The following is a 21227-nucleotide window of genomic DNA, read 5'->3' as shown; positions in this document are numbered from 1 at the left end:
GAGCGTCTCAGATCCGCCCTTCCTCCACCGCATGGCAGGCCGCCTGGCCGCCGTCGGGGGTGGCGCGCAGCAGCGGCTGCTCGCTGCGGCAGCGCGCGTTCGCATGCGGACAGCGCGGATGGAAGGTGCAGCCCGGCGGCGGACTCAGCGGATTGGGCACCTCGCCGGCCACCGGCGTGCGGGCGCGGCCGGTCATGCCGATGTCGGGGATCGCGTCGAGCAGCATCCGGGTGTAGGGATGCCGCGGCGCCTCGAACAGCGTGCGCTTGGGCGCGAGCTCCACGATGCGGCCCAGGTACATCACGCCGACCCGGTCGGCCACGTGGTGCACCACTGCCAGGTTGTGCGAGATGAAGAGGTACGTGAGCTGGTCCTGCCGCTGCAGCTCGCGCATCAGGTTGAGCACCTGCGCCTGCACCGACACGTCGAGCGCCGAGGTTGGCTCGTCGCAGACCAGGAACTCGGGCTGCGAGGCCAGCGCCCGGGCGATGGAGATGCGCTGCCGTTGCCCGCCCGAGAACTGGTGCGGAAAGCGCGCGGCGTCGGTCGGCGACAGGCCGACGTGCCGAAGCAGCTCGCCGACCCGGGCGTCGATCGCGGCCTCGTCGTCGAGCAGCCGGTGCACGCGGATGGGTTCGGCGATGATCTCCGACACCTTCCAGCGCGGATTCAGGCTGGCGTAGGGATCCTGGAAGATCATCTGGATACGCCGGCGCAGGGCCTGCCCGGAGGGGCCCGACAACTCCGACAGGTCGTGGCCGTCGATCTTCACGCTGCCGCGCGAGGGCTTGTAGAGCCCGACCAGCATCCGGGCCACGGTGGACTTGCCGCAACCGGACTCGCCGACCAGCGCCAGGGTCTCGCCGCGCCGGATCGTGAAGGACACGCCGTCCACCGCGTGCAGCAAGAGCCTGGGCTTGCGTTCGAGCACCCGGTTCAGCCACGGCGCCGACACGTCGAAGACCTTGGCGATGCCGTCGACCTCGACCAGCGGGCGCTCTACGAGCGACTCGGGCGCGCGGGCAGGTTCCTGGCCGGACGGCGTGGCGCCGGCTGCCGCCCGGCTCCGCTCCGCAAGTTTCTCGATCGTGTTCATCGTGCCGTGCTCATGACGGTGGCCTCGTGCAGCCAGCACGCCGCGCGCGAGCTGCCGGTGTCGATCAGCTCGGGCCGCCGCTCTCGGCAGACCGGCATGACCCGCTCGCAGCGCGGATTGAAGGCGCAGCCCGGCGGAATCGCGTTCAGTCGCGGCATCGCGCCGTCGATCTGCGCGAGCCGCGCCTTGTCCTCGCCGATCGACGGGATCGAGCCCATCAGGCCGATCGTGTAGGGATGCTTCGGCCGATGGATCACGTCGGCCACCGGGCCGATCTCGGCGATCCGGCCGGCGTACATGACCGCCACCCGGTCCGCGGTCTCGGCGATCACGCCCATGTCGTGGGTGACCAGCATCACCGCGGTGCCGTGCTCGCGGCACAGCGACTTGAGCAGCGTGATGATCTGAGCCTGGATCGACACATCGAGCGCGGTGGTCGGCTCGTCGGCCACCACCAGCTTGGGCTCGGCGGCCAGCGCCAGCGCGATTACCACCCGCTGGCGCATGCCGCCCGAGAACTGGTGCGGATAGTGGTCGATCCGCGCTTCGGCCGCCGGAATGCCGGTGGACTTCAGCAGGTCGATGGCGCGGGCGCGCGCCTGGGCGGCGGTGAGCGGCAGATGGGTCTGGATCGTCTCGACCAGCTGCCGGCCCACCGTGTAGAGCGGGTTCAGCGAGGTGAGCGGATCCTGGAAGATGGCGCCGATCTCGCGGCCCCGCACCTTGCGCATCTCGGCCGGAGAAAGATTGTCGATGCGGCGCCCCGACAGCAGGACCTCGCCGCCGGCGATGCGGCCGGGCGGCTCCAGCAGGCCGATGATCGCTGCGCCGGTCAGCGACTTGCCGGCCCCCGACTCGCCGACCACGCCCAGGACCTCGCCGGGCGCGATCGAGAACGAGATGTCGTCGAGCGCGAGCAGGGTGCCGCGACGGGTGGGGAACTCCACGCGCAGCTTGCGGACGTCGAGAAGAGCCGTCATCGCAGCTTCGGGTTCAGGGCGTCGCGCAGCCAGTCGCCGAGCAGGTTGACCGACATGCACAGCAGCACCAGCGCCAGGCCGGGGAACATCACCAGCCACCACTCGCCGGAGAAGAGGAAGTTGTTGCCGTTGTTGATCATCGTGCCCAGCGAGGGCGATGTCGGCGGCACGCCCACGCCCAGGAAGGACAGCGTGGCCTCGGTGATGATCGCCTGCGCGACGTTGATCGTGGCGATGACCAGCACCGGCCCGAGCACGTTGGGCAGCACGTGGCGGATCATGATCCGCCAGGGCTTCACGCCGATGACCCGCGCGGCCTGCACGTATTCCTTGCCCTGCTCGACCAGCGTGGAGCCGCGCACCGTGCGCGCGTACTGCACCCAGTTGGCCAGGCCGATCGAGCCGACCAGCACGCCGATCGCGAGCCAGTCGCTGTGCGCGTCGCGTGGCAGCAGCGCGCGGGCCGAGCCGTCGATCAGCAGCGCGATCAGGATGGCCGGAAAAGACAGCTGCACGTCGGCGACCCGCATGATGAAGGCGTCGACCCGGCCGCCCACGTAGCCGGAGAGCAGCCCCAGGCCCACGCCCAGCACCATGGCCACCGCCACCGAAGCCAGGCCCACCAGCAGCGAAATGCGCGAGCCGTACAGGATGGTGGAAAGCACGTCGCGGCCCTGGTCGTCGGTGCCGAGGAAGTAGCGCAGCTGCCCCGCCTCCAGCCAGGCCGGGGGCAGCAGCGAGTCCATCAGCGACAGCGACGCCAGGTCGAAAGGCTGGTGCGGCGCCAGCCACGGCGCGAACAGCGCCCCGACGATCATGATCGCCGCGACGATCGCCGCCCCGACCGCGACCGGGCTGGTACGGAAGCTGTACCAGAGGTCGCCGTCGAGGAAGCGGCGCAGCGCCGAAGGCGCCGCTGCCGTCACTTGATGACGACCCACTTGAACATGTTGAAGTTGTCGGGCAGCTGGACCACCGACACGTTCTTGCGGGCGGCCCAGGCCAGCGCCTGCTGGTGCAGCGGCAGGTGGCCGACATCGTCCGAATGGATCTTGAAGGCCTCGGCGATCATCGCGTTGCGCTTGGCCTCGTCGGTCTCGGACGCGATCTTCGCGGTCAGCTCATCGAGCTTCGGGTTGCTGTAGCTGCCCAGGTTGAACTGGCCCTGGCCGCCTTCGCCCGGCGTGGCCATCAGCGCGTTCAGCGCGTTGTGCGAGTCGTAGGTGCCCGGCGTCCAGCCGAGCATGTAGAACGAGGTGTTGCGCGACAGGATCTTCGGGAAGTAGGTGCCCTTGGTCTCGGCCTCGAGGTTCACCTTCACGTTGATGCGGGCCAGCATGCCGGCCACCGCCTGGCAGATCTCGCTGTCGTTCACGTAGCGGTCGTTCGGGCAGTTCATCTTGACTTCGAAGCCATTGGCGTAGCCGGCGTCGGCCATCAGCTTCCTGGCGGCGTCCACGCTGTAGGGCAGGCGCTTGTTCAGCGCCGGGTCGAAGCCCTTGATGCCGGGCGCCACCATCAGCGCGGTGGGCGTGGCGGCGCCGCGCATGATGCGGGTCTTGATCGCCTCGATGTCGATGGCCTGGTAGAAGGCCTGGCGCACCCGCTGGTCCTTGAACGGGTTCTTGCCCTTCACGTTGGAGAACAGCAGCTCGTCGCGCTTCTGGTCCATGCCCAGGAAGATCGTGCGCAGCTCGGGGCCCTGCATCACGTTCAGGTTCGGGTCGCGCGTCAGGCGGGCGATGTCCTGCACCGGCACCGGCTGCATCATGTCGATCTCGCCCGAGATCAGCGCGGCCACCCGGGTGGCGTCGCTGCCGATGGGGGTGAAGACCACCTCGTCGACGTTGGTCTCGACCTTGTCCCAGTAGTTCAGGTTGCGCACCAGCACCGTGCGCACGCCGGGGTCGCGCGAGCGCAGGCGGAAGGGGCCGGTGCCGTTGGCCTTGAACGAGGCGGCGTTCTCCACCCCCTTGCGCTTGTCGACCGGGCGTTCGGCCTTGTTCTCCTCCGCCCACTTCTTGCTCATGATGTACACGAGCGAGATCACGTCCGGAATGATGGGGAAGGGCGTCTTGGTGATGATGTCGATCGTGTGGCTGTCGATCTTCTTCACCTCGGCGATCGTGTTCGTGTACGAGCGCATGTCCGAGCCTTCGCCGGCGGCACGCGCGAAGGTGAAGACCACGTCGTCGGCGGTGAAGGGCGTGCCGTCGTGGAACTGCACGCCCTTGCGCAGCTCGAAGCGCCAGGTGGTCGGGTTCACCTGCTGCCACTTGGTGGCCAGCGCCGGCACGAGTCCGAGCTTCTTGTCGCGGCCGACCAGCGGCTCGTAGATGTTGCCGGTGAACGAGAGCTGCAGCGACTCGTTCAGCGAATGCGGATCCATCGACAGGGCGTCGCCCTGGTCGGCGATCCGGAAGGTCTTGGCGCCGGCCGCGCCTGCCAGCGCCATCGTGATCGCGAAGGCCAGCGCGCTCTTGCGCAGCATCGATTGTTTCTTGGGCATGGTCGTCTCCTCTCTCTTTCCAGGGTGGTTTGGCGCGCGCTTGGCTCGCCGGTCAGCGATTCGCTCCGATCGGCATCGAGCGCTCGGCCAGCCGCGCGAACAGCGCGGCGCCCAGCGGCAGGATCTCGTCGTTGAAGTCGTATCGGGTATTGTGCAGCAGCCGGCCCGCTTCGGCGCCCCCCTGGCCGATACGGAAATAGGCGCCCGGCCGCACGCGCAGCATGAAGGAAAAGTCCTCGGCGCCCATGCTCGGCTCCAGGTCGGTGACCACGTGGTCCGTGCCGACCAGTTCCTCGGCCACCTGCTGGCCGAACAGTGCCTCGGCGCGGCTGTTGATCGTGGCCGGGTAGATCCGCTCGTAGTCCAGCCGCGCCTGCGCGCCGAAGCCGGCGGCCACCGACGCGGCGAGCGCCGACAGGCGGGCCTCGATCATGTCCTGGGTCTCGGGCTTGAAGGTGCGCACCGTGCCGACGATCTTCGCGGTGCTCGGCATCACGCTCATCGCGCCCAGGTGGCCGGCCTCGATCGCGCACAGGCTGACCACCGCCGAGTCGAGCGGCTTCACGTTGCGCGACACGATGGACTGCGCCGCGGTGATGATGTGCGCGGCCACCAGGACCGGGTCGATGGTCTGGTAGGGGTGCGCGCCGTGGCCGCCACGGCCCTCCACGGTGATCGTGATCCGGTCGGCGGCGGCCATCATCGGGCCGGGCCGCACCGCGATGGTGCCGGGGGGCAGCCCCGGCCAGTTGTGCATCGCGTAGACCGTGTCGCAGGGAAAACGCTCGAACAGTCCGTCGTCGATCATGACCTGCGCGCCGCCGAAGCCCTCTTCGCCCGGCTGGAAGATCAGGTGCACGGTGCCGTCGAAGTCGCGGGTCTTGGCGAGATAGCGGGCCGCGCCCAGCAGCATCGTGGCGTGGCCGTCGTGGCCGCAGCCGTGCATGCAGCCGGTCTTGCGCGAGCGGTGCGCGAAGTCGTTGTCCTCGTGCATCGGCAGCGCGTCGATGTCGGCCCGCAGGCCCACGGTGCGCGCGCTGTGCGTGTCGCGACCGCGGATCACGCCGACCACCCCGGTGCGGCCGATGCCGCGGTGGACCTCGTCCACGCCCCAGCGCGCCAGTTGCCGCGCGATCACCTCGGACGTGAAGTGCTCCTCGAAGCCCAGTTCCGGATTGGCGTGCAGCTCGCGCCGGATGACGGTCAGCTCCCGCTGCCAGGCGCGGATGGCGGCCACCGCGGGGTGGTTGCCCAGCCAGCTTCCCTGGGCTCCGGGCCCGCCGGCGGGCGGGGCGAGGGTCTCTCGGACGTTCATCGGTGCGCGCGCGGCCTCAGTGCGCCGCCGCGGCGCGGTCCATCCGCAGCCGCGGGTCGACGGCGAAATAGAGCAGGTCGACGATCAGGTTGATGATCACGAAGACCAGTGCGATCAGGCACAGGTAGGCGGCCATCACCGGGATGTCGGCCGACTGCACCGCCTGGATGAACAGCAGGCCCATGCCCGGCCACTGGAACACGGTCTCGGTGACGATCGCGAAGGCGATGATCGAGCCCAGCTGCAGGCCGGTGATGGTGATGACCGGCACCAGCGTGTTCTTCAGCGCGTGGCCGAAGTGCACCGCGCGATCGGACAGTCCGCGCGCCCGCGCGAACTTGATGTAGTCGGTGCGCAGCACCTCGAGCATCTCGGCGCGCACCAGCCGCATGATCAGCGTGAGCTGGAACAGGCACAGCGTGATCGCCGGCAGGATCAGGTGCTGCAGGCCCTTGGCGGTGAAGAAGCCCGAGGACCACCAGCCGATCATCACCGTGTCGCCGCGACCGTAGGAGGGGAGCCAGCCCAGGATCACCGCGAAGAGCAGGATCAGGAAGATGCCGATCAGGAAGGTGGGCAGCGACACACCGATCAGCGACACCGCCAGGAACAGGTTGGACAGGAAGCCCTTTCGTCGCAGCGCGGTGTACACGCCCAGCGGGATGCCCACCAGCAGCGCCAGCAGGCCGGCGGCCAGCGACAGCTCCAGCGTGGCCGGGAAGCGCTCCACGATCAGCGTGGAGACCTTGCGGCCCTGCCGGTAGGACAGCCCGAACTCGCCCTGCACCGCATTGCCCAGGAAATGCCCGAACTGCACGTAGAAGGGCTGGTCGAGCCCGAGCGAGCTGCGCAGCTGCTCGCGCTCCGCGGGGGTGGCGTCCTGGCCGACCATGGACAGTACCGGGTCGCCCACGTACTGGAACAGCGAGAAGGCGATGAACGAGACCACCAGCATGACCACGACGGCCTGGAGCAGCCGCCGGACGACGAAGGCGAGCATCGGGTGCGGGATCCCTCTTCGGTGAGTGCGCCGTCCAGCCTGCCGCGGCGGCTCAGCGGGCGGCCAGCCAGCGCTCGGCCAGCCTGACCCAGTAGCTGGCGCCGATGGGGATCAGGTCGTCGTTGAAGTCGTAGTTGGGGTTGTGCAGCACGCAGGGCCCCATGCCGTGGCCGGCCTCGCGGTGGCCGCCTTCGCCGTTGCCGATCACCACGTAGCAGCCGGGCTTCTCGAGCAGGAAGTAGGCGAAGTCCTCGGAGCCCATCGTGGGCTCGAACTCGAGCACGTTGTCGGCGCCGACCACGTCGATCATGACCTCGCGGCAGAAATCGGTCTCCGCCGGGTGGTTGATGGTGGGCGGGTAGTTGCGCACGAACTCGAACTCGACCGTGCAGTCGAAGGCGGCCGCGGTGTGCTCGGCGATGGCCTGCATGCGGCGCTCGACCAGGTCGATGGCCTCGACGGTGAAGGTGCGCAGCGTGCCCTGGATCTCGGCGAAATCGGGCACCACGTTGGTGGCCTCGCCGGCGTGGATCATGGTGACCGACAGCACCGCCGCCTCGACCGGGCGCTTGTTCCGGGTGATGATGGTCTGGAAGCCCTGCACCATCTGGCAGGCCACCGGCACCGGGTCCACGCCGGTGTGCGGCATGGCCGCGTGCGCGCCCTTGCCGTGGATGCGGATGCGGAACTCGTTGGACGAGCCCATGACCGGGCCCGATTTCAACGCGAACTGGCCGGCCTTCAGGCCCGGCCAGTTGTGCATGCCGAACACTGCCTCCATGGGGAACTTCTCGAAGATGCCGTCCTTGATCATCTCGCGGGCGCCGCCGCCGCCTTCCTCGGCCGGCTGGAAGATCAGGTAGACGGTGCCGTCGAAGTTGCGGTGCTTCGAGAAGTGCCGGGCCGCGGCCAGGAGCATGGCGGTGTGGCCGTCGTGGCCGCAGGCGTGCATCTTGCCTTCGTTGCGCGAGGCGTGCGGGAACTTGTTGAACTCGGTCATCGGCAGCGCGTCCATGTCGGCGCGCAGGCCGATGGCCCGGCCCGAGCTGCCGGCCTTGACGATGCCGACCACGCCGGTGCCGCCGAGGCCCCGCACGCAGGGAATGCCCCATTCCTCGAGCCTGGCCGCGACCAGGTCGGCGGTGCGGAACTCCTCGAACTTGAGTTCGGGGTGGGCATGGATGTCGCGCCGCAGGGCGCGGATCTCGGCGTGTTGGGCGATGATCTCTTCGACGAGCTGCATGGCTAGGGTGAAATCCCCGGTCGGCGACCGAAATATGACTGAAAAATGCGTTTTGCTAGCTTAGCATTGAGATTTAGCCGATCGGGCGCCGGCCGGGCGCCTTCTGCGGGAATCGAATGGATACTTCATCGACCGAGACCATCGTCCGCGGCGCCTGCCCGCACGACTGCCCCGACACCTGCGCGCTGCTGGTCACCGTGCGCGACGGCAAGGCGGTGAAGGTGGCCGGCGATCCCGACCACCCCAGCACGCACGGCGCCCTGTGCGCCAAGGTGTCCCGCTATCCCGAGCGCACCTACTCGCCGGACCGCATCCTGACCCCGATGCGGCGGGTCGGCCGCAAGGGCGAGGGGCGCTTCGAGCCCGCCACCTGGGACGAGGCCCTGGCCGACATCACCGCCCGGCTGAAGGCGATCGCCGCCCGCGACCCGCAGCGCATCCTGCCCTACAGCTACGCCGGCACCATGGGCTGGGTGCAGGGCGAGGGCATGGCCAGCCGCTTCTTCCACCGGCTGGGCGCCTCGCAGCTGGACCGGACCATCTGCTCGTCGCCCGGCATGACCGGACTGCAGTACACGCTGGGCGGTGCGGTCGGCATGGACGTCGAGCGCTTCGCCGATTCGGGCCTGATCCTGATCTGGGGGTCGAACTCGATCACCTCGAACCTGCATTTCTGGACCTTCGCGCAGCAGGCCAAGCGTCGCGGCGCCAAGCTGGTGGCGATCGACCCCTACCGCAGCGACACCGCGCTGAAGTGCCACCAGCACGTCGCGTTGATGCCCGGCACCGACGCGGCGCTGGCGCTTGGCATGATGAACGTGCTGATCGCCGAGGATCGGCTCGACCGGGATTACATCGAGCGCTGCACGCTGGGCTTCGAGGCGCTGGCCGAGCGGGCCGCGCAGTACCCGCCGGAGCGGGTCGCGCAGATCTGCGGCATCACCGCCGACGAGGTGATCGGCCTGGCGCGCGACTACGCCACCCTGCGGCCGGCCGCCATCCGCCTGAACTACGGGATGCAGCGCACCCACGGCGGCGCCAACGGGGTGCGCGCGATCGCCTCGCTGCCGGCGCTCACCGGCGCCTGGCGCGACCCGGCCGGCGGCATGCTGCTGAGCGCCAGCCACATGGTGCCGGTCACGCCGTCGAAGCAGGTGCGGCCCGAGCTGATGCCCGGCTGGCCCGGCAAGCCGCCGCGCACCATCAACATGGTGCAGATCGGCGACGCGCTGCTCGAGGCCGACCCGCCCGTCGAGGCGGTGATCGTCTACAACTCCAACCCGGTGGCGGTGGCGCCCGAGTCCGACAAGGTGATCGCCGGCTTCGCGCGCGAGGATCTGTTCACCGTGGTGCTCGAGCACTTCCAGACCGACACCGCCGACTACGCCGACTGGCTGCTGCCGGCCACCACCCAGCTCGAGCACTTCGACGTCCACAAGACCTACGGCCACTGGTACGTGCTGGCCAACAATCCGGCGATCGCGCCGCTCGGGCAGGCGCGACCCAACGCCGACGTGTTCCGCGAGCTGGCCGCGCGAATGGGCTTCGACGAGCCGGCGCTGCGCGCCAGCGACGAGGACATCGTGCGCGACGCCATGGACTGGGACGCGCCGCAGGCCGGCGGCGTTTCGCTCGAGCAGCTCCGGCGCGAGGGCTGGGCCAAGATGCGCCACGCCGACGCGCCCTTCGCGCAAGGCGGTTTCCCCTCGCCGTCGGGGCGTTGCGAGTTCTACAGCCAGCGGCTGGCCGACCAGGGGCTCGACCCGCTGCCCGACTGGGTGCCGCCCTGGGAGTCGGCGATCTCCAACCCCGGGCTGGCCGCGCGCTACCCGCTGGCGCTGATCTCGCCGCCGGCGCGCACCTTCCTGAACTCGACCTTCGTCAACATCCCCGGGCTGCAGGCCCAGGCGAAGGAGCCGGCCGTCGAGATCCACCCCGACGACGCCGCCGCGCGCGGCGTGACCCACGGCGACATGGTCGAGGTGTTCAACGATCGCGGTCGTTTCCTGGCACGGGCCAGTGTCAGCGACCGCGCGCGCCCCGGCGTGCCGGTGGCCTGGGGCATCTGGTGGCACAAGCTCACCCAGGGCGGGCGCAACGTGAACGCGGTCACCAGCCAGGCGCTCACCGACCTGGGGCGCGGCCCGACCTTCTACGACTGCCTGGTCGAGCTGCGCCCGGCGCCGTGATGCGAGCGGGCCTGACGCTGGCGGCCGCGCTGGGCCTTGCGTCGCTTTCCGGCTGCGCCGCCTGGACCGATGGCCCGGCCTACTGGTGGCAGTCCGCTGCCGGCCACCTCGACCTGATCCGGCGGGCCGAGCCGGTCTCGGCCCTGATCGCCGATCCGGCCACCGAGCCGCAGTTGCGCGAGCGGTTGCAACGCGCGCTCGAGATCCGCGACTTCGCCTCGCGCGAGCTGGCCCTGCCCGACAACGACAGCTACACCCGCTACACGGCCATCGACCGGCCCTTCGTGGTCTGGAACGTGTTCGCCGCGCCTCCGTTGTCGCTGAAGTTGCGCCAGTCCTGCTTCCCGGTGGCCGGTTGCGTGGGTTACCGGGGATACTTCTCGCGCGACGACGCCGAGCGCTTCGCCCAGCGCATGCGCGACGAGGGCTTCGAGGCCTTCGTGTCGGGCGTGCCCGCCTATTCCACGCTGGGCTGGTTCGCCGATCCGCTGCTCAGCACCATCGTGAACCGGCACGAGGTCGAGCTGGCGCGGCTGGTCTTCCACGAGCTCGCCCACCAGCGGGTCTACCTCAAGGGCGACTCCACGTTCAACGAGTCCTATGCCACCGCGGTCGAGCGCGCCGGCCTGGAGCGCTGGCTGGACGCGCGCATCGCGAGCGGCGGCGACCCGCGGCTGCGGGATGCCTGGCGCGAGCATTCCGCGCGCCGCGCCGACTTCCTCTCCCTGCTGCGGCGCCATCGCGAGTCGCTCGAGCGCCTGTTCGCGAGCGAGCTTGCCGACGCCGGGAAGCTCGCGGGCCGCGATGCGATCTTTGCCGCGCTGCAGGCCGACTACGCAGTGCTGCGCGAGCGCTGGGGCGGCTTCGCCGGCTATGACCGCTGGTTCGGCCAGCGACTCACTACCGCGCACCTGGCCTCGGTGGCCGCCTACAACGACCTCGTGCCGGCTTTCGAGGCGCTGCTCGCGCGCGAGGCCGGCGACCTGGGCCGCTTCCACCAGGCCGCCGAGGCGCTCGCGCGGCTGCCGGCGGCCGAGCGCATGGAGACGCTCGCGGGGCTGGCCGGGCAGGAGGGCCCCGGGCCCGGTAAGATTGCCTCGAGAACCCCGACCCGATCGGCAAGATGAGAATGGAGACGAAGACAGAGATGGACACCAGGATCGAGCGTTTCTGGCTGAAGAGCTACCCCAGCGCGGTGCCGCACGACGTCGACTGGACCCAGTACTCCTCGCTGGTCCACCTGATCGAGGAAGCCTTCACCAAGTACCGCGACCGCAAGGCCTACGTGGGCCTCGGCAAGGAGATCAGCTTCGGCGAAGTCGACGAGAAGTCGAAGGCGCTCGCGGCCTTCCTGCAGTCCAAGGGCCTGCAGAAGGGCGACCGGGTCGCGATCATGATGCCCAACGTGCTGCAGTACCCGGTGGCGATCGCCGGGGTCCTGCGCGCCGGGCTGGTGGTGGTCAACGTGAACCCGCTGTACACGCCGCGCGAGCTCGAGCACCAGCTCGAGGACTCCGGCGCCAAGGCGATCATCATCCTCGAGAATTTCGCGCACACGCTGCAGCAGATCGTCTCCCACACGCAGGTCAAGGAGGTGGTGCTGGCCTCCATGGGCGACCTGCTCGGCTTCCCCAAGGGCGGGGTGGTCAACTTCGTGGTGCGGCACGTCAAGAAGATGGTGCCGTCCTTCGAGCTCGCGAACGTCACCCGCTTCAACGAGGCGCTCTCCGAGGGGGCGCGCCAGACGCTGCGGCCGGTCCAGATCGGCCAGGAAGACCCGGCCTTCCTGCAGTACACCGGCGGCACCACCGGGGTGTCCAAGGGCGCCACGCTGGTCCACCGCAACGTGATCGCCAACGTGCTGCAGTCCGAGGCCTGGATGCAGCCGGCGGTGCACGACCCGAAGAAGCCCGCGCCGCCCGAGCAGCTGATCACCGTCTGCGCGCTGCCGCTGTATCACATCTTCGCGCTCACGGTCTGCTGCCTGCTGGGCATGCGCACCGGCGGGCTGAACATCCTGATCGTGAATCCGCGCGACCTGCCGGCGCTGATCAAGGAGCTCCGGCCCTACAAGATCAACATGTTCCCGGCGGTCAACACGCTGTACAACGCGCTGGCCCACAACGAGGAGTTCGCCAAGCTCGACTTCTCGGGCCTGCGCGTGTCCAACGGCGGCGGCATGGCGGTGCAGAAGGCGGTGGCCGACCGCTGGCTGCAGGTCACCGGCTGCCCGATCTGCGAGGGCTACGGCCTGTCCGAGACCTCGCCGTCGGCAATCTGCAACCCCACCGACACTGCCGAGTACAGCGGCACCATCGGCCTGCCGCTGCCCTCGACCGAGATCGCCATCCTCGACGACGACGGCAACCTGGTCCCGCTCGGCGAGCGCGGCGAGATCGCGATCCGCGGCCCGCAGGTCATGGCCGGCTACTGGAACCGCCCTGAGGAAACCGCCAAGGTCATGACCGCGGACGGCTTCTTCAAGTCCGGCGACATCGGGGTGATGGACGAGCGCGGCTACGTGAAGATCGTCGACCGCAAGAAGGACATGATCCTGGTCTCGGGCTTCAACGTGTACCCGAACGAGGTCGAAGAGGTGGTGGCCACCCACCCGGGCGTGCTCGAGGTGGCGGCCGTCGGCGTCCCCGACGAGCACTCCGGCGAGGCGGTCAAGATCTTCGTGGTCCGCAAGGACCCGGGGCTCACCGAGCGCGATCTGCTCGGGTTCTGCGCCGAGAACCTCACCGGCTACAAGCGACCCAGGCACGTCGAGTTCCGGGCCGAGCTGCCGAAGACCAATGTGGGCAAGATCCTGCGGCGGGAGCTGCGCGACGAGGCGCTGAAGAAGGCGGCCTGAGCGGGTGGAACGCGGCCTGAGCGGGCGCGAGCGCTGGTCGGTTGGGCGCCCTGGTCGAGAGGCCGGGTGCCCGCCGTTCAGGGGCTGGTTTCGCACTTGGCGCCGAGCGTGAAGCCCAGCGCGTCCATTGCGTTGACGATGTCGGTGCGGGAGAAGTCACCGCCCTGGAACAGCAGGGGCAGGTTCAGGTCGGCCGCCAACGCGTAGGCGAAGAGGTCGCCATAGTTCAGCCTGGCGGGATGGCCAGTTCCCTTGCCGTACCGGATGAATCCATCGCGGAAATGCGTCCGGACGCTGGCTTCATCGACCGGGACGACCTCGATTGCGAAATTCGCAAGGAAGTCGTCGAGCGCCGAGGCACCGTCGGGTCCCGCCCTGGCGATCATGAGAATGGACAGTTCGGCCAGGGTTCCCGCGCTCAGCAAGAGGCGGTCGCAACGCTCCAGGGCATCGAGAAAGGCCGGTCCCGAGGCTTCCTGCTCGAAGATGCAGAAGATCGCCGAGGTGTCCACGACTGCCGCCGGCAGGCGCGTGACGGGCGTCATTTCGGTAGCCCGGACTCGTCGTATTCGATGATGTCGTCGGCGCTTCGCGGGCTCTCGCGGGTGGCTGCAGCGTAGCGCGCGAGAATGTCCCGAACTTCATGGCGTTGCCCTCTTGCCGCCATGGCGCGCTGAGCCAGCGCTTCCTCCAGCAGCACGATCGCCTCCTGGTTCACCGAGCGCCGATGGTTGCGCGCCTCGCGCCCGATCAACTCCTTGATCTCGCGAGGAATCTTCTTGATGAAGAGCTCGGTTTCCATGGTTCGAGGCCCGGGTGGCAGGAATCGGGGGTAGAAACGCCGTGTTGGAGCCGGGGGTTACCGTTATGGTAGACGAATTCAACCGTCCTGCAAGCCCTTGCCCTTTGCTAATTCCCCCGCCGCCTCCACGAACCCGCGCACCCGCTGCCCATAGGTCTCGCCGCCGGCGCGGCTCACGCCCGAGTGCGAGGCGCCCTCGATCTTCAGCAGTTCCCTGAGCCCGCCGCGCACGCCGCTCGCTGCGGCGTGCAGCCGGTCGCTCATTTCGTGCGGCACCACCCGGTCGGCGGTGCCGTGGATGAAAAGCAGCGGCTCGTCCACCGTCTCGATGCGGGCCAGCGAGTCGAAGCGCTGCGTGACCAGCCAGCGCAGGCCAGGCAGCCAGCCCCATCGGGTGCCTGCGGCCAGGTCGACGATGCTGGTGAAGCTCGACTCCACGACCACGCCGGCCAGCGCGTGCTCCGCCTCGATCTCGGCGGCCAGCCGGATCGCCAGCGCCCCGCCCAGGCTGTGACCGTAGACGAAGCGCTTCGCGGGGTCGGGTTGCCGGCGCTTCAATTCCTCGAAGGCGGCCAGCACGTCTTCGAAGGCGCTGTCTTCGGAGGGGAGCATCGGCGTGCTGTCGCCGAAGCCGCGGTAGTCGATCGCCAGCATGTTGAAGCCGAGCTCGTGCCAGCGGCGCAGGCGGAACACGCTGTTGTGCAGGTTCCAGCGCGAGCCGTGCAGGTAGAGCGCGGTCGGCGCCTCGTTCGGCGCCGAATGCGGGGTCGCAGGAGCCGGCAGGTACCAGGCGTGCACGCGGTCGCCGTTGGCCAGCACGATATCGAAGCGCTCGGTGCCCTCCGGCGCCTCGCTGTACCAGCGGGTCTGCGCCTGCCCCACCTGGAAGATGGTCTCCCGCTGCCAGGTGTCGAGGGTGGCGCAGCCGCCGGCGCTTGCCAGCAGCATGAGCGCCGCGCTCAGTGCGCGTGGTGTCATGGCGCGAGATCGAGCCGCGCAGCACATTTGTTCACGCGTCGTCAGTCGACCTTGGCGCCCGAGGCTTTCACGACCTTGGCCCACTTGGCGATCTCGGCCTGGATGTACTTGGCGAACTCCTCGGGCATGTTGCCCACCGGGTTCGCGCCCTGGCCGAGCAGCTTCTCGCGCACGTCGGGCTGGGCCAACGACTTCGCGATCTGCTGCTGCAGCTTGTCCACGATGGGCCTGGGCGTGCCGGCCGGCGCCACGATGCCGAACCAGGAGCTGGCCTCGTAGCCCGGCACGCCGGCCTCGGCGATCGTGGGCACGTCGGGCAGCGCGGGCGCGCGCTTGGCGCTGGTCACCGCCAGGGCGCGCAGCTTGCCCGAGCGGATGTGAGGCATGGCCGAGGGCAGGTTGTCGAACATCAGCTCGACCTGGCCGGCCAGCAGGTCCGCCACCGCAGGCGCGCTGCCGCGATAGGGGATGTGGGTCATGAAGGTGCCGGTCATCGACTTGAACAGCTCCGCCGATAGGTGGATCGAGGTGCCGTTGCCCGACGAGGCGTAGTTCATCTTGCCCGGGTTGGCCTTGAGCAGCGCGATCAGTTCCTTGATGGTGTTCGCCTTCACCGACGGGTGGACCACGACCACGTTGGGCACCTCGGCGGCCAGCGTTACCGGCGCGAAGTCCTTCACCGGATCGAAGGACATCTTGCTGTACAGCGAAGTGTTGATGCCGTGCGTGCCCACGGTGCACACCAGCAGCGTGTAGCCGTCCGGCGCCGCCTTGGCGACCAGTTCCGAGCCGATGTTGCCGCCTGCGCCCGCGCGGTTGTCGACCACCGCCGGAACGTTCCAGGCCTTGTTCAGCTCGGCGGCCACCACGCGGCCCACGATGTCGGTGGTGCCGCCGGCCGGGAAGGGCACGACGAAGCGGATCGCCTTGTTGGGATAGTCCTGCTGGGCGAAGGCGGGCAGCGGCGCCGGCAGTACTGCGGCGCCGGTCGCGGCGGCGGCGCCCAGCGTGAAGCGGCGACGGGAAATGGACGAGGTCATTCGAGGGCTTCCTTTTTGGTATGGAGGAGAACCTTCGATTTTCTCAGAATCGGACAGGCGAAAAAAAAGCGCCGGGTTTCCCCGGCGCTCCTGTCCTGCGTCGACCACCGCCCGGAGGCGGTGGCAACCGGCCGAAGCCGGCTTCGACTTAGAACATGTGGCGGATACCGACCGCGAAGGCCTTCGGATCGGCGTCCGCGCCGGCAGCCGGGACCACCGACTGCGAGTAGCGCAGACCGAACGCGCCGCCGTCTTCGTTCTTCAGCTGGCCATAGGTGGCGTACAGGTTGGTACGCTTGGACAGCGGGTGAACGTAGGCCAGACCGATCGACTTGGCGGACGGATCGGCACCGCCGGCAACGTCCAGATCCTGCTGGATGTACTGAGCCAGGATCTCGCCCGAACCGACCTTCATGCCCGCGCCGATCGCCCAGCCGGTGTGGTCGGGCTGGTTGTCGATTTCGGCGGCGCCGTAGTTCAGGCCGACACGGAACATGCCGAAGTTGTACTGACCGCCGATGCCGTACTGCTGGCCGTCGCCGGCCGGGCCGAAGTCGGTCTGCTGCCAGTAGGCGGCAACGCTCAGCGGGCCGGCGGCGTAGACGCCCGACAGGCCGTACATGTCGCCGACGTTGTTGCCGGTGTAGTCCTCGCCCGCCGCGTACATTGCGCGGACCGTCACGCCACCGAACGAGCCGGTGTAGTGCAGGCCGTTGCTGGCACGGGTGGTGATACCGTAGCCGCCAGCCTGGGCGGTGAAGGTCAGCCAGTTGCCGAACAGGCCATAGCCCATCACGTCACCGACACCACCCGCAAGGAAGCCCGGGGTGTAGTCGCGGCCGAGGCGGACTTCACCCCAGCTGCTGGCCAGACCCACGACAGCGCGACGCTGCCAGAACACGCCGTCGGCGGCACCGGTGTCCCAGTTCACGCCGGCTTCGATGTTGAACGTGGCCTTCAGGCCGCCGCCCAGGTCCTCCGAACCACGCACGCCGAAGCGGCTGGTCGACTGGACGCCCGAGAACACGGTGACCGCGGAATCGGTCGGCGCGTCGGAATCTTGCATACCGATACCGGCGTCGGCGATACCGTACAGCGTGACGTTGGTCTGCGCAGCGGCAGCACCGGCAAATGCGCCCAGCACGGCCAGCGCAAGCAGGGATTTCTTCATTGATCAATCTCCTAGGTTTCTGGAAATCGACGGCCTCCACGCCGCCGCACCCCCCCGGACAGGCCAAAGGCCAACCCCGGACAGAAGTTGGAATCTATTCTCGCCAAATTCCCCGGGCAGGCAAAGAAACCGGGGCCGCGGGCGGCAGGATTCGTGCGAATCCGTTGCGGGGGTGCAACAAAAGCCGGGGCCCCGGTCGGGTGGTGCGGTGGAGACGTGGCGTGGGGCCGGCCGATCAGAACCGGTGCCGGATGCCGACCGCGAAGGCCTGCGAGTCGGTATTCGCCGCGCCGCCCACGCCGAAGCCGGCTGCGCGCAACGCGAAGTCGGCGCCGTTCTCGTTCTTCATCTGGCCGTAGGTGGCGTACAGGTTGGTGCGCCTGGACAGCGGGTGCACGTAGGCGATGCCGAAGGACTTGGCCTCGGGGCTCCCGGCCAGGTCGACTTCCTGCTGGATGTAGTTGAACAGCACCTCGCCCTCGCCGAGCTTCATGCCCAGGCCCAGGCCGAGGGCCTCGTGCTCGATGCTGCCGCCGGCCGGCACCTCGGCGTCGGCCATCCCGTAGTTGAGCGCCACGCGGAAGGCCCCGAACCGGTACTGCGCGCCGATGCCGTATTCGTCGGCGTTGGCGGTGCCGCCGGCGCCGTTGTCGAACTCGCTGGTCTGGTAGTAGGCCTGCACGGTCAGCGGGCCGCCCGAGTAGACGCCGGACAGGCCGACCATGTCGCCGTCGCCCTTGGGCGCGGCCACGCCGTCGGCCTCGCCGGACGCGTACATCGCGCGCAGCGTGAAGCCGCCCCAGTTCGGGCTGGTGTAGTGCAGGCCGTTGCTGGCGCGGCTGGTGATGCCGCCGTTGCTGCCGAAGTCGAGCCAGTTGCCGAACAGGCCCAGGCCCATCACGTCGGTGGTGCCGATCGCCGAATAGCCCGGCGTGTAGTCGCGGCCCAGGCGCACTTCGCCGAAGCCGCCGGCCAGGCCCACGACCGCGCGGCGGCCCCAGAACTGCGAGTTGCTGCTGGCGGCGCCGGTGTCCCAGTTCACGCCGGTCTCGATGTTGAAGGTGGCCTTCAGGCCGCCGCCCAGGTCTTCGGAGCCGCGCACGCCGAAGCGGCTGCTCGACTGCACGCCGGAGAACACGTTCACCGTGTTGTCGGAGCCCGGCTGGTCGATGTCGGCCATGCCGATGCCGACATCGGCGATGCCGTACAAGGTCACGTTGGTCTGCGCCGAAACGGTGCCGGCGAAAGCGCCGAGGACGGCCAGCGCGAGGAGGGATTTCTTCATCTGGAGCTCCTGGAGGAAAGGAAACGAGACCCGGCAATCGATGGCCAAGTCGGAGCTCCAACTTATGTTCGGCACATTTCAATCCGGTGACCGAGTCCTTCCGTTCGATGCGCCGCCTGGGCGGTCGGCGGTATGATGTCGCTACTGCGCAACACATCGGGGCTGTCATGACCGCGAACGCATCGACCGGCTTTCGCCGCGAATCCGCGCTGGACCGCTCGCTCGCCGGGCTGGGGCGGGCCCTGGCCACGCTGGCCGACGCGATTCCCGCCACCCGGCCGAACCCGGCTTCGGCCATCGCCGACGACGGCCCGGCCGATCCGGCCGACCGCCGCCTTTCCGCGGCCTTGATGCGGGTGGACCATGTGGGCGAGGTGTGCGCGCAGGCGCTCTACGAAGGGCAGGCAGCCACCGCCCGCGATCCCCAATTGGTGCGGCAGTTCCGCCAGGCCGCGGGCGAGGAGGGCGACCACCTCGCCTGGACCCGCCAGCGGCTCGACGAACTCGGGGCGCGTCCTTCCTTGCTGAATCCTTTCTGGTACGCGGGCGCTTTCGCGCTGGGCGCGCTGGCCGGCCGCGCCGGCGATCGGATCAGCCTGGGTTTCATGGCCGAGACCGAAAGGCAGGTCGAGGAGCACCTGGCCGGTCACATGGATCGGCTGCCGGCCGACGACAAACGTTCGCGGGCGATCGTCGACCAGATGAAGGAAGACGAGGTGCGCCACGCCGAAGAGGCGATGCGGCTGGGCGGCGCCGGGTTGCCCGTCCCGGTCCGGGGCGCGATGCGCTTGGCGGCGAAGGTGATGACCGGCACCGCGCACTACATATAAGCGATGGGCAGCCGGCGGTGCGACGCCCCGGCTGGCAGGCTCGATCAGTCCTCGACGATTTCCCAGTCGATCGTGATCTCCGCGGTCCTGGCGATCATGGCGGTGGCCGAGCAGTACTTGTCGTGCGAAAGCTTGATGGCCCGCTCGACCAGGTTGGGCTTCAGGTTGCGGCCGCGCACCACGAAGTGGAAGTGGATCCGGGTGAACACCTTGGGGTCGGTGTCGGCGCGCTCCGAGCGCAACTGCACGTCGCAGCCCCGGATGTCCTGGCCGCTCTTGCGCAGGATCAGCACCACGTCGTAGGCGGTGCAGCCGCCGGTGCCCGCCAGCACCAGCTCCATCGGGCGCGGCCCGAGGTTGCGGCCGCCGCCCTCGGGCGCGCCGTCGATCACCACTGCGTGGCCGCTGCCGGTCTCGGCAACGAAGGTCATGCCGCTCGGGCCGGTCCATCTGACCGTGCAATCCATGCTCAGGGCTCCTGGTGGGCGGGTTCGCGGAGCTGGGATTCTAAGGCCGGGGAGGGCGGTGTTCCGATTTTGCTGTGCAACATCCGCGGCGGATTTCGTTTTCCATGAGCGAATCGAACTGTCGTATTGTGGAAAATGCGTATCGAATTCGGTGTATGGCCTGAATCCGCTCGTTCAAGCTATTGATTTTTCTGGATATTTTTCAAGTGCTTGCTTTGTCCTGCTCTCTGGGCTGAATTGCGGCAATGCAACATTTTCTCTTGCGTTGCAGCATCGGCTGCTCTATAGTTCACTCATCGGTCGCCCACGGCGACCCCCGATGTCTCCTCCACCCTCCTCCTTTGGTGGATTAAGCCCGAGCCGAGCGTTCGGGCTTTTTTTTGCCGGTCGCGGGCGCGCAAGCGGGTGTCGCGAAGCGTCGCCGAACGCGGCGCACGCAGCCCTTTGACGTGCTGGCAGGTTCGCCGCTATAATTTAAAGCTTTCCGCCGTCTGGGCGGCTGAATTCGATTCGCAGGGCGAATGTGTTGGTGGCGTCGAGCTTGTGGCGTCATGGTCGTCCGGCGGGTTCCCCGAGAGAGAAGTCATGAAGACGTTTTCCGCCAAGCCGCATGAAGTGAAGCGCGACTGGTTCGTCATCGACGCCAGCGACAAGGTGCTCGGCCGTCTGGCCGCCGAGATCGCGCTGCGCCTTCGCGGCAAGCACAAGCCCGAGTACACGCCGCACGTGGACACCGGCGACTTCATCGTCGTCGTGAACGCCGGCAAGCTGCGCGTCACCGGCGCCAAGAACGAAGACAAGAAGTACTACCGCCACAGCGGCTACCCCGGCGGTATTTCCGAAACCACGTTCGGCAAGATGCAGTCGCGTTTCCCGGGCCGCGCGCTCGAGAAGGCGGTCAAGGGCATGCTGCCGAAGGGCCCGCTCGGCTACGCGATGATCAAGAAGCTCAAGGTCTACGCCGAGCCCACGCATCCGCATACGGCTCAGCAGCCGAAGGTTCTGGAGGTTTGACGCGATGATCGGCGATTACTACTACGGCACCGGCCGCCGCAAGACCTCGGTCGCGCGGGTGTTCATCAAGAAGGGTTCGGGCAAGTTCGTCGTCAACGGCAAGCCGCTCGACGAATACTTCGCCCGCGAGACCGGCCGCATGGTCGTGCGCCAGCCGCTCGAGCTGACCGCCAATCTCGAGGCCTTCGACATCAAGGTCAACGTGCACGGCGGCGGCGAGTCCGGCCAGGCCGGCGCGGTGCGCCACGGTGTCACCCGCGCGCTGATCGACTACGACGAGACCCTCAAGCCTGCGCTGTCGGCGGCCGGTCTGGTCACGCGCGACGCGCGCGAGGTCGAGCGCAAGAAGGTCGGTCTGCACAAGGCGCGACGCCGCAAGCAGTTCTCGAAGCGCTGATCGGAGACTACGGTCTCCGCGGGTCCGGGCGCTTCGTGTTGCGGAAGCGGCCGG

General features: G+C 68.6%; 20 protein-coding genes. 6 read left to right on the top strand and 14 right to left on the bottom strand.

All coding sequences use genetic code 11. From position 1 onward, the window contains the following. Positions 1-7: 7 nt before the first annotated feature. The 7 genes from FHP08_RS10225 to FHP08_RS10195 are packed head-to-tail and all read right to left on the bottom strand — an operon-like array spanning position 8 to position 8143. Complete coding sequence (locus FHP08_RS10225) at positions 8-1096, bottom strand: ABC transporter ATP-binding protein (protein WP_147704333.1); 1089 nt, start codon at positions 1094-1096, stop codon at positions 8-10. Beyond that, a complete protein-coding gene (locus FHP08_RS10220; RefSeq protein WP_147704332.1) occupies positions 1093-2076 on the bottom strand; it encodes an ABC transporter ATP-binding protein in 984 nt (327 codons plus the stop codon). The genes FHP08_RS10225 and FHP08_RS10220 overlap by 4 nt, the downstream gene beginning before the upstream one ends. Then, a complete protein-coding gene (locus tag FHP08_RS10215; protein ID WP_147704378.1) occupies positions 2073-3002 on the bottom strand; it encodes an ABC transporter permease in 930 nt (309 codons plus the stop codon). Before FHP08_RS10215 ends, FHP08_RS10220 begins: the two co-directional genes overlap by 4 nt. Further along, complete coding sequence (locus FHP08_RS10210; RefSeq protein WP_147704331.1) at positions 2999-4585, bottom strand: ABC transporter substrate-binding protein; 1587 nt, start codon at positions 4583-4585, stop codon at positions 2999-3001. The genes FHP08_RS10215 and FHP08_RS10210 overlap by 4 nt, the downstream gene beginning before the upstream one ends. 52 nt (positions 4586-4637) lie before the next feature. Then, positions 4638-5900, bottom strand: a complete 1263-nt coding sequence (locus tag FHP08_RS10205) for a M20 aminoacylase family protein (RefSeq protein ID WP_147704330.1) — start codon at positions 5898-5900, stop codon at positions 4638-4640. A 16-nt stretch (positions 5901-5916) separates the two neighbouring features. Beyond that, the gene (locus tag FHP08_RS10200) at positions 5917-6900 is read right to left on the bottom strand and encodes an ABC transporter permease (RefSeq protein ID WP_147704329.1); all 984 of its coding nucleotides are present in this window, start codon (positions 6898-6900) and stop codon (positions 5917-5919) included. A 52-nt stretch (positions 6901-6952) separates the two neighbouring features. Further along, positions 6953-8143 carry a M20 aminoacylase family protein gene (locus FHP08_RS10195; RefSeq protein WP_147704328.1) on the bottom strand — a complete coding sequence of 397 codons (1191 nt, stop codon included), beginning with the start codon at positions 8141-8143 and terminating at the stop codon, positions 6953-6955. Positions 8144-8259: 116 nt separating this feature from the next. On the opposite strand from FHP08_RS10195, the gene FHP08_RS10190 reads away from it, so the two are divergent. From FHP08_RS10190 to FHP08_RS10180, 3 genes are read left to right on the top strand one after another with little or no spacing between them, the layout of a single operon-like run. Then, positions 8260-10332: a molybdopterin-containing oxidoreductase family protein gene (locus FHP08_RS10190; protein WP_147704327.1), complete on the top strand. Its 2073-nt coding sequence runs from the start codon at positions 8260-8262 to the stop codon at positions 10330-10332. Beyond that, a complete protein-coding gene (locus tag FHP08_RS10185; RefSeq protein ID WP_147704326.1) occupies positions 10332-11459 on the top strand; it encodes an aminopeptidase in 1128 nt (375 codons plus the stop codon). The genes FHP08_RS10190 and FHP08_RS10185 overlap by 1 nt, the downstream gene beginning before the upstream one ends. Before the next feature lie 32 nt (positions 11460-11491). Further along, positions 11492-13189, top strand: a complete 1698-nt coding sequence (locus FHP08_RS10180) for a long-chain fatty acid--CoA ligase (protein WP_147704377.1) — start codon at positions 11492-11494, stop codon at positions 13187-13189. A gap of 77 nt (positions 13190-13266) precedes the next feature. Here FHP08_RS10180 and FHP08_RS10175 read toward each other — a convergent pair whose 3' ends face one another. The 6 genes from FHP08_RS10175 to FHP08_RS10150 all read right to left on the bottom strand — a co-directional run bounded on the left by FHP08_RS10175 (position 13267) and on the right by FHP08_RS10150 (position 18465). Next, complete coding sequence (locus FHP08_RS10175) at positions 13267-13701, bottom strand: type II toxin-antitoxin system VapC family toxin (protein WP_187272244.1); 435 nt, start codon at positions 13699-13701, stop codon at positions 13267-13269. 29 nt (positions 13702-13730) lie between these two features. Next, positions 13731-13991: an Arc family DNA-binding protein gene (locus FHP08_RS10170; protein ID WP_147704324.1), complete on the bottom strand. Its 261-nt coding sequence runs from the start codon at positions 13989-13991 to the stop codon at positions 13731-13733. 78 nt (positions 13992-14069) lie between these two features. Further along, entirely contained in the window at positions 14070-14969 is a 900-nt protein-coding gene (locus FHP08_RS10165; RefSeq protein ID WP_147704323.1) for an alpha/beta hydrolase, read from the bottom strand. A gap of 41 nt (positions 14970-15010) precedes the next feature. Continuing rightward, positions 15011-16009 (bottom strand): Bug family tripartite tricarboxylate transporter substrate binding protein, encoded by a 999-nt coding sequence (locus FHP08_RS10160; RefSeq protein WP_147704322.1) that lies wholly within the window; start codon positions 16007-16009, stop codon positions 15011-15013. A 148-nt stretch (positions 16010-16157) separates the two neighbouring features. Beyond that, positions 16158-17180, bottom strand: coding sequence for a porin (locus tag FHP08_RS10155; RefSeq protein ID WP_147704321.1), 1023 nt, complete (start codon positions 17178-17180; stop codon positions 16158-16160). A 235-nt stretch (positions 17181-17415) separates the two neighbouring features. Next, a complete protein-coding gene (locus tag FHP08_RS10150) occupies positions 17416-18465 on the bottom strand; it encodes a porin (RefSeq protein ID WP_147704320.1) in 1050 nt (349 codons plus the stop codon). Between the two features lie 167 nt (positions 18466-18632). On the opposite strand from FHP08_RS10150, the gene coq7 reads away from it, so the two are divergent. Continuing rightward, positions 18633-19295: a 2-polyprenyl-3-methyl-6-methoxy-1,4-benzoquinone monooxygenase gene (coq7, locus tag FHP08_RS10145; protein WP_147704319.1), complete on the top strand. Its 663-nt coding sequence runs from the start codon at positions 18633-18635 to the stop codon at positions 19293-19295. A 44-nt stretch (positions 19296-19339) separates the two neighbouring features. Here the strand turns inward: coq7 and FHP08_RS10140 are convergent, their stop codons facing one another. Next, positions 19340-19762, bottom strand: coding sequence for an OsmC family protein (locus FHP08_RS10140; RefSeq protein WP_147704318.1), 423 nt, complete (start codon positions 19760-19762; stop codon positions 19340-19342). Between the two features lie 585 nt (positions 19763-20347). On the opposite strand from FHP08_RS10140, the gene rplM reads away from it, so the two are divergent. Further along, positions 20348-20776 carry a 50S ribosomal protein L13 gene (gene rplM / locus FHP08_RS10135; protein ID WP_147704317.1) on the top strand — a complete coding sequence of 143 codons (429 nt, stop codon included), beginning with the start codon at positions 20348-20350 and terminating at the stop codon, positions 20774-20776. 4 nt (positions 20777-20780) lie between these two features. Beyond that, positions 20781-21173 carry a 30S ribosomal protein S9 gene (rpsI, locus tag FHP08_RS10130; RefSeq protein WP_147704316.1) on the top strand — a complete coding sequence of 131 codons (393 nt, stop codon included), beginning with the start codon at positions 20781-20783 and terminating at the stop codon, positions 21171-21173. The last annotated feature ends 54 nt before the right edge of the window (positions 21174-21227 follow it).

This window comes from Zeimonas arvi (assembly GCF_008039575.1).
Classification (GTDB): domain Bacteria; phylum Pseudomonadota; class Gammaproteobacteria; order Burkholderiales; family Burkholderiaceae_E; genus Zeimonas; species Zeimonas arvi.
The sequence above is the reverse complement of the archived record's forward strand: the minus strand, read 5'-3'. Positions and strand labels throughout refer to the sequence as shown.